This window comes from Aureibacillus halotolerans, from assembly GCF_004363045.1.
Taxonomy (GTDB): Bacteria; Bacillota; Bacilli; order Bacillales; family DSM-28697; genus Aureibacillus; species Aureibacillus halotolerans.
The window spans coordinates 59,741-74,164 of record NZ_SNYJ01000008.1 but is presented as its reverse complement, the minus strand read 5'-3'; the positions used below and the strand labels follow the sequence as shown (position 1 = coordinate 74,164).

At 43.5% G+C, this 14,424-nt stretch carries 12 protein-coding genes; 2 read left to right on the top strand and 10 right to left on the bottom strand.

Annotated elements, in window-relative coordinates; translation table 11 throughout:
- The first annotated feature begins 147 nt into the window (after positions 1-147).
- The gene (locus tag EV213_RS10850) at positions 148-1,239 is read left to right on the top strand and encodes a M24 family metallopeptidase (protein WP_133580559.1); all 1,092 of its coding nucleotides are present in this window, start codon (positions 148-150) and stop codon (positions 1,237-1,239) included.
- A 98-nt stretch (positions 1,240-1,337) separates the two neighbouring features.
- Here the strand turns inward: EV213_RS10850 and ald are convergent, their stop codons facing one another.
- From ald to EV213_RS10820, 6 genes are all read right to left on the bottom strand, one after another.
- A complete protein-coding gene (ald, locus tag EV213_RS10845) occupies positions 1,338-2,450 on the bottom strand; it encodes an alanine dehydrogenase (RefSeq protein ID WP_133580558.1) in 1,113 nt (370 codons plus the stop codon).
- A gap of 33 nt (positions 2,451-2,483) precedes the next feature.
- Entirely contained in the window at positions 2,484-2,852 is a 369-nt protein-coding gene (locus EV213_RS10840; protein WP_133580557.1) for a hypothetical protein, read from the bottom strand.
- 333 nt (positions 2,853-3,185) lie between these two features.
- Positions 3,186-3,947: an SDR family oxidoreductase gene (locus tag EV213_RS10835; protein WP_133580686.1), complete on the bottom strand. Its 762-nt coding sequence runs from the start codon at positions 3,945-3,947 to the stop codon at positions 3,186-3,188.
- A 34-nt stretch (positions 3,948-3,981) separates the two neighbouring features.
- Positions 3,982-4,761 carry an alpha/beta hydrolase gene (locus tag EV213_RS10830; protein ID WP_133580556.1) on the bottom strand — a complete coding sequence of 260 codons (780 nt, stop codon included), beginning with the start codon at positions 4,759-4,761 and terminating at the stop codon, positions 3,982-3,984.
- Positions 4,762-5,433: 672 nt separating this feature from the next.
- The gene (locus EV213_RS10825; RefSeq protein WP_133580555.1) at positions 5,434-6,237 is read right to left on the bottom strand and encodes a sugar phosphate isomerase/epimerase family protein; all 804 of its coding nucleotides are present in this window, start codon (positions 6,235-6,237) and stop codon (positions 5,434-5,436) included.
- A 1-nt stretch (position 6,238) separates the two neighbouring features.
- The gene (locus tag EV213_RS10820; protein WP_133580554.1) at positions 6,239-7,318 is read right to left on the bottom strand and encodes a Gfo/Idh/MocA family protein; all 1,080 of its coding nucleotides are present in this window, start codon (positions 7,316-7,318) and stop codon (positions 6,239-6,241) included.
- A gap of 125 nt (positions 7,319-7,443) precedes the next feature.
- Between EV213_RS10820 and EV213_RS10815 the strand changes: the two genes are divergently transcribed.
- Positions 7,444-8,286, top strand: coding sequence for a helix-turn-helix domain-containing protein (locus tag EV213_RS10815; RefSeq protein WP_133580553.1), 843 nt, complete (start codon positions 7,444-7,446; stop codon positions 8,284-8,286).
- A 110-nt stretch (positions 8,287-8,396) separates the two neighbouring features.
- On the opposite strand, the gene argH is transcribed toward EV213_RS10815, so the two are convergent.
- From argH to EV213_RS10795, 4 genes are all read right to left on the bottom strand, one after another.
- On the bottom strand, positions 8,397-9,770 hold the full coding sequence (gene argH / locus EV213_RS10810) for an argininosuccinate lyase (RefSeq protein ID WP_133580552.1): 1,374 nt from the start codon (positions 9,768-9,770) through the stop codon (positions 8,397-8,399).
- Positions 9,767-10,966, bottom strand: a complete 1,200-nt coding sequence (locus EV213_RS10805) for an argininosuccinate synthase (protein WP_133580551.1) — start codon at positions 10,964-10,966, stop codon at positions 9,767-9,769. The genes argH and EV213_RS10805 overlap by 4 nt, the downstream gene beginning before the upstream one ends.
- Before the next feature lie 1,212 nt (positions 10,967-12,178).
- Entirely contained in the window at positions 12,179-13,369 is a 1,191-nt protein-coding gene (locus tag EV213_RS10800; protein ID WP_133580550.1) for an acetate kinase, read from the bottom strand.
- 59 nt (positions 13,370-13,428) lie between these two features.
- A complete protein-coding gene (locus EV213_RS10795) occupies positions 13,429-14,391 on the bottom strand; it encodes a class I SAM-dependent methyltransferase (protein WP_133580549.1) in 963 nt (320 codons plus the stop codon).
- Positions 14,392-14,424: the final 33 nt, after the last annotated feature.

Below are 14,424 nucleotides of genomic sequence, written 5' to 3'. Positions count from 1 at the left end.
TGACGTCTTCTTTATGTCTTACGAGTCAATCATCGTAAAGGTTTCAAAATCCCAGGAAAAAATCTTTCTTTTATTATGATACTATGAGATTGGTCTTTCTTTCAATGATAAGACTGCTGAATTTATCCTAAAGGAGGACATTGCATCATGTCATTAACTCATTTGAATGTGCAACTAAAGAAAATGGAAGTGGATACGGCCATTGTGACATTGCCATCGGACATCTTCTACTTAACCCAATTTAAAACTGAGCCGCACGAGCGTGTTGTTGCTTTGGTCATTCAACTAGAACGCGATCCCCTCCTATTGCTTCCTGCAATGGAAGTGGAACAAGCTAGAGCAGATGGGTGGGCGGGCGACGTGCTTCCATACAAAGACACTGATCAACCATGGGAGCTGCTTGCTGCATCTTTAGACAGTGCAACCATTTCCACACTCGGAATTCAAAAAAATCATCTAACCGTTGAACGACTTGAAGCTATTCAGCAAACATTGGAGCCAACAAAGGTCATTGCCGTCGAGAATGTATTACAACAAATGCGATTAGTGAAAAGCCCACAGGAGCTCGCGATCATGAAAGAAGCGGCATTGTTCGCAGACAAAGGAGTAGAAATAGGGAAACACGCTCTTAAGGAAGGCATTACAGAGCTTGAGGTTAAAAATGCCATCGAGCAGGGCCTTGCTCAGCTTGGTATCGCTGAAATGGCTTTTAAAACGACGGTCTTATTCGGTAAGCGATCAGCACAGCCGCATGGCAATAGTGGAAACACCGCGTTATGTAAAGGCGATATTGCCCTTTTCGATCTCGGTGTCGTGCATAATGGGTATACTTCAGACATCACTAGATGCTTTTTGTTTGCTGAGTATAATGAAGAAGCAGCCACCATATATGAAGCTGTGCTTGCAGCCGAAGAACAAGCGATCAAATCGATTGCTCCAGGCGTGCCCATCGCAACGGCAGAACGTGCAGCGCGTGATGAATTAAAAACAAGAAAGCTTGAGACCGATTTCACTCATAGGCTTGGTCATGGGCTTGGCATTGATGTTCATGAATTCCCGTCCCTTCACGAAAAAAATGAAACCCCCTTTTGTGTAGGAATGACGTTCACAGTTGAACCAGGTGTCTATGTTCCGTCGATTGGTGGCATTCGCATTGAAGACGATATCGTCGTCACTGAGCATGGCTATGAGATTTTAACAGAGAGCCCAAAACAATTAGAGGTCGTGCCATACAAATAATTTCGGCCCTGTTCTAATGAAGAGACCACATGCAAATGAACTGCCGCATGTGGTCTTATTCCTTTTCTTGAAAACCCATTCATCTGAGCACATTGCTCTTACAAGCCATCCGCTACATTTTTCCAGCTCATATGATGTGCGTCCGCAACGGCCTTGTAAGTGACTTCACCTTCGTATACGTTTAAGCCTTTTTGTAAAGGAGGATGTTTTATCAACGCTTCACGTACCCCTAGATCAGCTAGCAAAGCAGCGTAGGACACTGTCACATTGGACAAAGCAATCGTCGATGTCCTAGGAACAGCACCGGGCATATTGGCAACAGCATAGTGCAACACGCCATGTCGTAAATACGTAGGCTCATCATGCGTCGTGACATGGTCAGTCGTCTCCACAATCCCACCTTGGTCAACAGCAACATCAACAATCACCGATCCGTCTCCCATCGCCTTCACGGTTTCTTCTGTTACAAGTGTCGGTGCCTTGGCTCCAGGGATTAATACTGCGCCAATAAGCAGGTCACTTTCTGCTACACAATCATGAATGTTCAATGGGTTTGACATCATCGTTTGAATTTTCGTCCCAAACAGTTGATCGAAAAAATGAAGCCTCTCTGGGTCTATATCAAGAACCGTGACGTATGCGCCAAGACCAACAGCAATTTGTGCAGCCTCATACCCAACAGTGCCACCACCTAAGACAGTAACTCTCCCACGGCGCACTCCTGGAACACCACCAAGCAAGATGCCTTTGCCGCCATTCATCTTCTCTAAAAACTGCGCGCCTACTTGCGTAGACATTCGCCCAGCCACTTCACTCATTGGGTTTAGTAAAGGCAGTGACCCGTCTGACGTTTGAACGGTTTCATAGGCAACGGCAGTGACCCGCGACTTTTTAAGTGCTTCTGTAAGCTCTCGATCAGCGGCAAGATGAAGGTATGTAAACAGTAATAAGCCCTCTCTAAAATATCTAAACTCTTCTGGCAAGGGCTCCTTCACCTTCATCACCATTTGGCAGCTCCACGCGTCTTCCGCTGTTTTCACGATAGACGCCCCGACACGTTCGTAGTGCTCATCCAAAAAACCCGAATCGTTTCCAGCACCCGCTTCAACTAAGACTTGATGCCCCCGAGTGATAAGCTCAGAAACAGCTGACGGTGTGAGAGCGACACGATGCTCTTGATTTTTTATTTCTTTCGGAATGCCAATTTTCATTATGCTACACTCCCTTTTCATCTATCTTATACCTTAACTGTTGGGCCAAATCCATGAAAATAATCCATCTTTATCGTGCAAAAGCATTTGAAAAGACTCAATTGAGGTATACCCAAGCTCTTTTAAATCAGCAAGATATTCTTCAGTTGATTTTCCTTGTTTTGGCGTTAAACGATCGAGCACTTGATTGACCGCATCCTCAGCAGGCTTGCCTTGTAGTTCATCCGGAGCAAATGCAAGGTAGCCGTCCTCGCCATGCTTTTGAAATAGCGACATCTCACCAGCATTTTCAATTTTCAACTGAAATTGTTCAATCGTCTTTGGAAGATTGTCTGGCGTCCACGGATGATCACTTGTAAACAGAAGCCATATCGCTGCACCAATAAGAATCACTCGCCACATTTCATATCACCTCATCGTTTAGGATGAGGCAATACGGAAAATATATACTTCTTAAGAAGCATTATGACGACAAACTTTAGTCAAAACGTGAAAACGTTTATCTTATCTAAGTGGGAAGCCTTGGGAGGCGCGGAGTTGCCATACGGGCAATGAGCACCGGACAAGGCAATACAACGATAAAAGCGAGCGTTTCTCTCACAACCCCTTCAGGTGGATTGAAAACGTTTGTCTTTTGAGGCGTGAAGCCTAGGAGGCGCGGAGTTGCCATATGGGCAATGAGCACCGGACAAGGCAATACAACGATAAAAGCGAGCGTTTCTCAACCACCTGAAGTTATTTAGTCGTTTTTTGGTACACAACATTTTCCCCACCAGTAATCTCCAGCACCGTTCCTGTCACAAACCCAGAGTCTTCGCTGGCGAAAAAACCGACCGCTCTTGCAATATCCTCTCCAGTTCCCGCTCTACCAACGGGTGCGGCTTTAAGTGCTTGGCTTGATTCCGCGATAAAAGCTTCCTTCATACTTCCTGAGATGTCTCCAGGACAGACCATATTCGCAGTGATGCCATAGGACGCCTCTTCCATGGCAATCGTTTTCGTCAATGAGACAAGACCTGTTTTTGCCGCTGCAAAAGCTGATCGTTCCACCCAGCCTGGCGCATTGGGCGCATCTTGAAACCCGTACGTAATAATTCGTCCGAAATGAGCCTCCCTCATTCCATTTACACACGCTTTGAAAAAATGGAACACAGACGAAAGATTTCCATGAATCATAGTGTTCCATTCCTCTGTGCTGTAAGAAGCTAGTGACTTCCTCTCGAATACATAGGGGCCGGCATTGCAAATGAGCGTAAGAACGGGGCCATGTTTTTCCTTGGCTTCTTGAACCATTCGTTGGACATCCTGCTCCTTCGTCACGTCCCCTTGGACGAAATGCATGAGGTGCTCGTCGTCAGGCATCTCTTTTCTTAGCTTCATGACAGCAGATTGATCTTGAAAATAGGACATTGTTACAGGATGGCCACGTTTTAGAAAATAAATGGCCACCTGTTTTCCTAATCCTTTTGTTCCTGCACTTATAAACACATGTGCCAGAGGGTGCGGCATCACAAAATCTCTCCTATCACCTTCATTTTTCCGGATCTGCTATATTGATTGGCAACCATTGTAACACAGATTGAATTTTTTCATCCCAGTAGGCCCACGTGTGCCCTCCTGGCTCTTCTTCATAATGAAGAGGGAATCCTGCCTTTTGACAAGCCTCCTTAAAGCGAACATTGTCATTTATTAAATAATCCTCAGTCCCGCAACACTGATACAGCGTCGGGCGTAAGTCACGGTGTACATTTTGTTCCATGAGCGAAAACAAATTATGCGCATCAGCAATGCGTTCATCTGTTCCAAATATGGAGACGCCAAGATCACGAATCGCTTGTTGCTCAGACATTCGTAACACTTGGATGTCGACCACTCCTGACAGACTAGCACCGTAGGATATTTGATCAGGTTTTGTTAGCGCCCATTTAAACGCACCATAACCTCCCATTGAAAGACCTGCTACAAATCGGTCATTACGATGCTTGGACAACGGTAGCATTCTTTCCATAAACCTTGGCAATTCTTCCGTCAAAAAGGTCCAGTAGTCGTCCCCATGATGCATATCTGTATAGAAACTCTTATTCACTTCGGGCATCACCACAGCGATATTCATTTCTTCAACATATCGCTCAATCGATGTTTTTCTCGTCCAAATACTGCTATCATCTGATAATCCATGGAGCAAATATAACGTCGGCAGTCCAGCTTCGGGCAACTGATAATGCGCTGATCCCATATCAGGCAAAAGCACGACCACAGATGTGGATAAACCAAGCGTTTCAGAATGAATTGAACATTGTAAGCGAGCCATCTCAGGTTTCCTCCTATCGGGAACTTTCTTCTTTAAGAATAACGTAAATGGTATCTTTGGAAAAGAAAGAGCTTTTTAATAAAATCTGCTCGATTAGTTCTTTGAAAACCTCCTCATTTGCCACCAGTGTTTTAGGGCGTGTCTTAAAACTCGCTAAGAGGCATCTGTCACCGCCTTTTCGACCCTTGCTGCGTTCCTTTTCCTTGACGTCAGTTCGGTACGCCTGCGAAAAAGCGCCTTGCTTGGAACGAAAATTCGGCAACATCTGCTCCCTTCTGAGTTCTAGTTTTTATAACTTCACACCTGTTTAGGCATTGTCTCTTTTTCTGTCATGGCCATTTTGCGCAGAAAAAGGCATCCTCTTGGGGGTTCCCCCAAAGAAGATGCCTTTTTCTATAAGCGAACATCATGAATGTTCTTCTAGCTACATACATGTTGTTAATTGAATGACCTCATTAGTGAGAATACTTTTCGCATCACAAGAAACGTTGAACACGTCCGATACGCAAGTATATGGTTTAGGTAAAAGGGCATTCGCCCAATCTGGACGAAACAGTAGGACCTAACGGAATGATTCACAGCCAACAGTGAAATTTTTTCGTGTTGGCAATTGCGGTGCAACCTTTAAATCTAAATCGATAATGCCCATCACTTCCAGAAAGCTCGTTCTGTTTATGCCTGAATTAGCGTATTTAAATAATCAATGGAAAGCCGATAATCCTCTAGCATTGTTCTTTCTGCATTCGTGTCTTTGCGATGCCAAAGCTCAAGTGAAATCCACCCTTCGTATTGTGCTGCTTTTAACGCATCAATAAAGGCCGGCATTGAGATGTCACCTTCAATCAGATCTTCTGTTGGTACACTGCCAAATTGATTTCGCAAATGCACAGCAAACACCTTCTCTGGATATTTCTCAACCCACTCTTGAGGGTTGCAGCCACTTGTAAGTGCCCAGCCTGTGTCTACACAAAGACCCACTGAAGGACTCGAATATGCTGTAACCGCACGTAAGTCTCCGACAGCATGTTCATGGATGGCAGCATGATTATGCATAGCTGTATTTAATTTATATGGCTCAAGCAGCTCTGCAATCATGCTCAGATGCTCTCCTTGTCTTTTAAAATCATCTTCCGTCTTAAACGCTGTTGTTGCATTAAAATCAGCATCGGCGTTGACAAGTAGATCCGTTCCTTTTAAGCTAACCAACTGTTCAGCGATTGGAAGAATGCGCTCTTTAAGTTCTTTTCCTAAGCCTTCTTTATGAAGCTCCAACCCTATATAACTTGCCGAAACAGCAAGTCCTGCCGATTGTACTTGCTTATACATGCCTTCAAGCTGATCCGCATTCAATTCAATGCCGTTTAGGCCAGATTGCGCGCATTCGTTGAGACATGTTTCTAAGTCCCATTCGCGACCATCCAGCTTAAAGCGTTCTGACCAAACCCAAAGATTCGAAGTAAAACCTTTGTTTATCATCTTATTTCACTCTTTCTACAATTTGTATTTCCCCTGTTCTTGCCCCTTGATAAATGGCTTGTAAACAGTGGAGATTGAACACGGCCTGCTCATTCACGATGGCAGGACTTTGTCCATTTTCTAGATGTGAAACAAACCAACGCACAGGATTATCCATAGGACTAAACTCATCCTTCGCTGTAACCACTTCTTTCTCTTGATGAATCTTTCCTTCTACATCTGTTGAAAGAGTGATTTCTTCTCCACCATAAAATGAGTCCCAGGTAATGGCGCCTAAAGTACCTTCAAGTTCAACTTGATTAAATGTATTTCCATGGGTACATGATGCGCGCTCATATTGGATAAAGACGTCATCCCCATTTTTTTGAATGAATTTCATCATCGCCCCACAATGTGTTTCAACATCGTTTACAACGTCTGTTGGATCAACATCAGTAATCGGTCTGCTTAACCAAGCACCATGGACTTCTACACGTTCTGGTTCAAGAAGCTCGATGAGTGAAGCGATATCGTATGGTCCCCAGTCGAACAGGATACCTCCCCCAGACACCGAGCTATCTAGAAACCATTTGCTGTGTGGTTGATATTCAATCCCTGGACGGCCACGATTTACGCGATGTATAAAGCTGAACTTGTAAGGGGCACCAATTCTGCCTTGTTGAAGAATATCGCGCACCACTTTAGCCATTTCAAGTCCTGCAAAACGGCTACTACAACAGCCAATGGTTAAGCCTCGCTGTTGTGCCTCTTTAAATAAAAGGTCTGCGTCAGCGGATTTTGTGACGAGTGGTTTTTCACAAAGTACATGCCTGCCTGACTTGAGTCCAAGCATCGCTAAAGTAAAGTGCGATGATGGCGGTGTTCCAACAATGACAACGTCATCTTTTTGCGGGTCTTCCGAGAGCATGTGCTTGGCATCGGAAAAGCCGACTGCTCCTGGATGAAGATCTATAAAATCTTCCAACGTTTTAGGATTTGAATCGCAGATCCTCACCTGTGTCGATTCATACAACCCCAACTTACGCAATGAATCCATATGGGTTCGGCTAATAAATCCAGCCCCAATGAAGTAAATTCTCACTTGCCTACCTCCTTTCAAAAGTAACGCTAGTGTATCAGCAAAAGGAGAAATATTCTGGCATATAGTCGTTGAATACTAGCCATTTTGTCCATGAATGCTACAATTGGAGAAGAAGGAGGGAAGTGATGTATTATGAAGATATTCGCTTGGAGCAACCTTTTCTTTTTACTAGTGGGTACTTTAACCTTGAAGAACATGAACAGCATATACACGATAGCTTAGAAGTAGGCCTTGTTCTGGAGAATGAAATGCGTTACCAGTTTAGTCAAGAAACCTATATTGGGAAGCCAGGAGACGTATTTGTATGCAGACCTTTTGAGCCGCATTGGGGGTCATCAGTAAACGAAAGAAAATCCTGTTGGAACATGCTATTGTTTGTCCCATCTTTAGCGCGTTTAATTCCAAATGGATACCAGTTACTTATTCCATTTTATACGGACTGGCTGCCCTCCCCGTTAATTCCAGCGTCATCTTCGCATGCAATTTCGATTGCAAAAAGCTTTCAAAGAGCCTCACAAACGAATGATCAGCCATTGAGGCAGACAGTAAAACAAGCCGAGCAATTTTTATGCCTGCTAGATATCTTGCTTCAAATCTATGACTACGCAAGTAGCCAGAAACAATTGGTCATTAATTCTAATGATGTTCAGCCAATTAGTCATTCTGTTCAGTATTTGCTTCAACATTTCACAGAAGACGTTTCCATCGACACTTTAATGGAGTTAAGCGGCGAGAAAAGAAGTCGTTACTTTCAAAGCTTTCAAACCTTCACTGGAACAAGTCCTCACCAACTTCTGCTTCGGCTGCGTGTACAGCATGCCATGGACGAGCTCTTGCGGTCTCCTGAGCATAGCATCCTACAGATTTCCGAAGAAAGTGGTTTCCAATCGTTAAGAACCTTTAACAAGCAGTTTAAAAGCTATTCTGGCATGACCCCAAGTCAATATCGCAAAACGTTCAATCGTTGATCATTTGCTAATAAAAGAAGTTCCGAGCATGGAAACCATGGCCTTCTAACCTACATGCAAAAAAACGGACAGCATAATCCGCTGTCCGTTTTCTTCTACACTCTATGTGATTATTGCATTCGTGTTTTCGCCAAATCGATCGCTTTACGAACAGCTGAAAACCCTGTTCCGCCAGCACTTTTCCGCCTTTCGACGACGGTATATGGATCCAAGTAGTGATAAATATCTTCTTCGAACGCATCGTTCGTTTGCTTATACTCCGCTAACGAAAGATCTTTAAGGAAGATGCCACGTTGAATGCAAAGCAAGACGAGCTTTCCAACGATTTCATGAGCCTCTCTAAATGGAACCCCTTTACTTGCGAGATAATCGGCAAGCTCGGTGGCGTTAGAGAAATCATTTTGCACTTGTTTTTCCATATGTGCTTTATTTACTGTCATCGTACCAATCATGCCTGCAAAAATCTTAAGAGATCCTCGCACAGTTGTGACAGCGTCAAACATGCCCTCTTTATCCTCTTGCATATCCTTGTTGTAGGCCAATGGAGTGCCCTTCATAATCGTAAGCAAACCCATTAAATGACCATATACACGTCCGGTTTTCCCACGAATAAGCTCTGCCATATCGGGGTTTTTCTTTTGTGGCATAATGCTTGATCCGGTTGCAAATGTATCGTCCATCTCAATGAACTGAAATTCCTGAGACGACCAAAGAATAAGCTCCTCACAAAAACGAGACAGATGCATCATAATCATGGAGGAGTTACTCAGAAACTCAAGAATAAAGTCGCGATCACTGACTGCGTCAAGGCTGTTTTCGTAGATGCCATCAAATCCGAGCTTTTCAGCTGTCAAATGCCGGTCAATCGGAAAGGTTGTCCCGGCAAGTGCGCCTGCCCCTAATGGAGAAATGTTTACACGCTTTAAGCTATCCTGAAGACGCCCGTAATCACGTTCGAGCATCCAGAAATACGCCATCATATGATGACCAAACGAAACCGGCTGTGCACGTTGAAGGTGCGTATAACCTGGAATAAGCGTCTCAATATTCGACTCAGCAACCTCTAACAAAACGGTTTGTAGTGAACGAAGATCTTCCTGAATGCCAGCAATTTCATCGCGCAAATACAAATGCATGTCAGTCGCAACCTGATCGTTTCGGCTGCGTCCTGTATGTAGCTTTCCACCAACAGGACCAATCAAATCGATTAAATGCTTCTCAAGATTCAAATGAATGTCTTCATTTGCAACGCTATATTCAAGCTCATTCGCAGCTGCCTTTTGCTGCAGCTGCACAAGGCCCGAATGAATTTTCTCCATGTCTTCGTTCGAAATAATGCTACATGCACCAAGCATTTGTACATGCGCCATGCTCCCCTGTATGTCTTGCATCACAAGCAGCTGATCAAACGAGATGGAAGCGCCGAAGGCTTCCACCCAGTCCTCGGCGCTTTTTGTAAAACGTCCTCCCCAAAGCTTCTTCACGCATTCACCTTCTTGTTGTGGGCCATGCTGTGAACTTTAGTTGGAAGACCCCAAAGCTTGATAAAGCCAACAGCCGCATCATGATCAAATTCATCATCAGATGTATAGGTTGCAAGGTTTTCATTATAAAGAGAGTACTCCGATTTTCTCCCTTCCACAATCGCATGCCCTTTAAAGAGCTTCACACGTACTGTGCCAGTCACAGACTTCTGTGTTTCCTGCAAAAAGGCGTCAATGGCTGGTCGAAGCGAAGAAAACCAAAGTCCGTCATAAATGAGTTCAGTAAGCTTTTTCTCAAGAACAGGCTTGAAATGTGCCACTTCTTTAGGCAACGTAATGTCCTCAAGTTCTTTATGAGCCTTTAACAATGTCATCGCTCCTGGGCACTCATACACTTCACGAGATTTAATACCAACAAGACGATTCTCGACATGATCAATTCTTCCAACGCCATGCTTCCCTGCAAGGATGTTGAGTTCAATGATCAATTGATCCAATCTGTATGCCTTCCCATCAATCTTCGTTGGGACACCTTTTTCAAAATCTATTTCAATGATATCAGCCACATCAGGCGTGTTTTCAAGGCTTGCAGTCAGCTCATAAGCGCCTTCTGGAGGCGTCGCCCATGGATCCTCTAGGATGCCACACTCATTGCTACGTCCCCAAAGGTTTTGGTCAATTGAATACGGCGAATCCAATTGAATTGGAATTGGAATATTGTTTTGCTTCGCATACTCAATTTCTTCTTCTCGAGACCATTTCCAGTCTCTCACTGGCGCAAGGACTTCAAGATCCGGATTTAATGCGTTAATGGCAACTTCAAAACGAACCTGATCATTGCCTTTTCCTGTGCAGCCGTGAGCTACAGCAATCGCTTGTTCCGCTTCTGCGACTTCAACAAGTTTTTTGGCAATCAGTGGACGACTTAGCGCCGAGACCAATGGATATTTTTGCTCATAAAGCGCATGAGCTTGTAACGCTTTTAATGCAAAATCATTTGCGAATTCCTCTTTCACATCAAGCATATACGATTCAATTGCACCTACATCAAGTGCTTTTTGCTTAACGAAATCCAAGTCTTTCCCTTCGCCAACATCCAAGCACAAGGCCACAACACTGTATCCTTTTTCCTGAAGCCATTTAATTGCAACAGATGTATCCAAACCACCGGAATATGCTAAAACAACCTTCTTCATTAAAAACGTCCTCCTTTTAATCATGCACCCACACGGGAATCACATCTCATGGTTTATACAATTTATTATTATTCATCAAGTTGTATTTTCTTACACTCTACTTTAGCAACTTTACACTTTTTTTTCAACCGTTTTTTCATAAAAAAGTTATTGTTCGTATGAATATCGTTATTTTACCCATTACTACTCAAAAAATTGTCACTTGCATAAAACGTCGAGACTTTGATTTATGGATCTAACTCATTACACCATTTTCATGTCATGCGATGGACGCTTTTTTTGGATTGGCCTTTTCGTTTACAAATCAAGGTCACGGTATTCTAATTAGTGTTCTCCAGAAGACCCAAATCATCTCAACTTTCGCACCTTAAACTCGGGAGATACAAGCTGGATAAACCTGCAATTTATTGTTGATGTTGCTTTTTATACAAGCTGCCCTACACTCGCTTTCACCCTAAAGGGTACAAGTTCTAAATCGATTCGAAAGGACCTCATCGTGTTTTTAATGCCGCTGGATTCTCGCTAGTGGCTGCTTTTAATGATGATCTCATTTTTTATGACGTGATGTGAACTAAAAAGGTCTCGTCTGCTTTTTTAGAGCGTTAGAAATTACAGGATTGTGAGCATTGGCACCATCTTACTGAATACAGCAGGTGTTGTTTTGAAGGAGTCAATTGATTTATGTCACCTCGCGTCCACACAAACACAGCCAGCGTTGAAGATCTCGCTCTGCCCAAGTTATCTAACCTTAAGTCTACCGCTGCATCAATCCTACAAAGCAGATGATCTTCGGGCTCTAGGTAATATGATTCTGCATGAAACGATGCGCTTACTTGTCTAAGCATCACGATTTAACACTTTTTCTTACTCGTTATATGAGACCGATCCAAAATAAAAACAGTTTACGCAAAAATATACATTAGCGTAGTCAACATACGTAGACTCTAGTGGGATCAGCTGAAGCCGTGCCCCACAGAAAGCGAAGTATTTTGACGAAGCGACCGTATTTCTTTGCACCACAAAGGACACAAGCGAACATCGATTCGAATGCACCTCATGGTGTTAGCGTTAAAAGTAATTTTACGCTGAGATAGTTGTGTTAGTATGCCCACTTAATCAATGCGCAATTATTATGAAGAGCCCAGACGTCTGTCATTTGATTTAGGCACAAAAAAACCTTACCCCTAAATACAGAGGCAAGGCAAAAGGGTATTAAATATGTGAAAGACGAACTGTATCTCGTGCGATCATGACTTCTTCGTTCGTTGGTATAACCATTACTTTGACAGGGGAATGAGGGTAACTGATCATCGACGTCTTTTTACCAACCTCATTAAGCATCGGGTCCCAGTAAACGCCCATGAATTCAAGACCATTTAACACTCTTGCTCGAACAGGAGCAGAATTCTCCCCAATGCCAGCCGTAAAAATAATGGCGTCAACACCACTCATTTTCGCAGCGTAAGAACCAATATATTTATGAATATGGGCTGCAAACACTTCAAGGCCAAGTTCTGCACGGTGGTTGCCACCTTGAGCTGCCTCCATAATATCTCTAAGGTCACTAGACAAACCTGTCAGTCCAAGCAAACCACTCTTTTTGTTAAGAATGTTTGTGACCTCTTCCGCCGTTTTTCCTGTTTTCTCCATAATGTACGGAATTAAAGCAGGATCGATATCACCAGAACGTGTGCCCATCGTAACACCTGCGAGCGGCGTAAAGCCCATGGATGTGTCGATGGATTTGCCGCCTTCTACAGCACAAATGCTGGCGCCGTTTCCAAGATGGCAAGAGATCAAACGAAGTTGATCAATAGGGCGTCCCAAAGATTCAGCCGCTTTTTCAGTTACATATTTATGTGATGTGCCATGGAATCCATACTTCCGAATCCCATAGTCTTTGTAGTAATCGTAAGGTAGGCTATACAAATATGAAGACTCAGGCATCGTTTGATGAAATGCCGTGTCAAAAACAGCAACGGCTGGCACGTTCGGGAGTTTTTCATGAAAAGCCTTAATGCCAACGATATTTGCTGGATTATGCAAAGGTGCAAGCTCAGAGACTTCGCGTAAATCCTTAATGACTTCCTCCGTAATCAATGCGGAGTCACTAAATTTCTCACCACCATGGACAACACGATGGCCGATGCCTTCAATTTCATCATATGACTGAATGATTCCATGTTCAAGCAAGCTATGCAAAAGTGTATCGACCGCTTCAGCATGATCCTTTATCGTCAATGTTTTTGTGATTTCATTGTCACCAAATTCAATCGTAAACGTTGGTGACTCTAAGCCAATCCGTTCAAAGACGCCTTTTGACAGGACGTCTTCCTCGGGCATGTCCAATAGCTGAAATTTCAACGATGAACTCCCGGCATTAATTGCAATTACTTTACTCATCAAGATGTCCCCCTAGACATTGCTTTTTCTTGAAAGCAATGTCATTTGTCTTATTGATTCTAAGATGATTGTTCCTTATTTTGGAGATGTTCTGCATGCCATTGACCAATTTGCATCATGGCAGATCGTACTTTCGCTTCATCTTTTAATGATGGAAGCATTGAAATAAGAACATCTTTTGGCTGAATAGCTTCATTTCCCTTTTTCTGCAGAACGAGAATGCTCTTGGCGTGATGCTTTTGCTGAAACATTGATTCTGGCAGCTGAAAGAAACAATGAATCAACGCATGACTTGTAATAAAGTGATGCAACGCTCGTGTTTCATCCATTTCAAACAAAGTATTTGGAACGATCAAGAATAGGTAGCCACTGTCTTTGCAATACCTGAGCGCCTGCTCAATAAACAAATAATGACTAAATGGCATGCGTTCATTCGTTGCATCTGCTAAACTGTAGCCATTTGTGTCTCCTGGATAAAAGCCGACAGGTAAATCACATACAACCACATCAGCTTCCTTCATATACATAGGTTGCAAGGCATCCTGATGCGAGAAAGCAATAGGGTGCCGTTGTAAGTTGGCACTTGCAGCGGATAACCTCATCAATGTTTCATCAACTTCAGCAGCTTGCACAAACGTCGGTTTATGCACGGACTGGTTTATGATCGCCGTGAGCAAGTTTGACGTTCCCGTTGCCGGATCAAGTAAACTCCACTCGTTTCGATCTCCCAGCCATTTGTTAATGAGAAACGCCACAAAGAGAGCCACTCCATCTGGTGTCATCGCATGATGCGCTTGGACCCCTTCTTTCATCCCTTTTAATATCCCTAACTGAAGCCCTTTTCGGATGAATTCACTGTTCCATTGTTCAAAAGAAAACGAGGCGGCGTCCTCTTCTTCAAACAGCTTTTCCGCAGCTAAAGCCAAAGCGTCCAAAAAGGAGCCTTCATTTGTTGATAATTGTTCTGTCGCTGTCTTATCCAACCATTCAAACAGCAATTCAACTTCTGACTTTGTTGTCATCGTAAGCCTCCTTTATAAGCACACGAAAAAGCC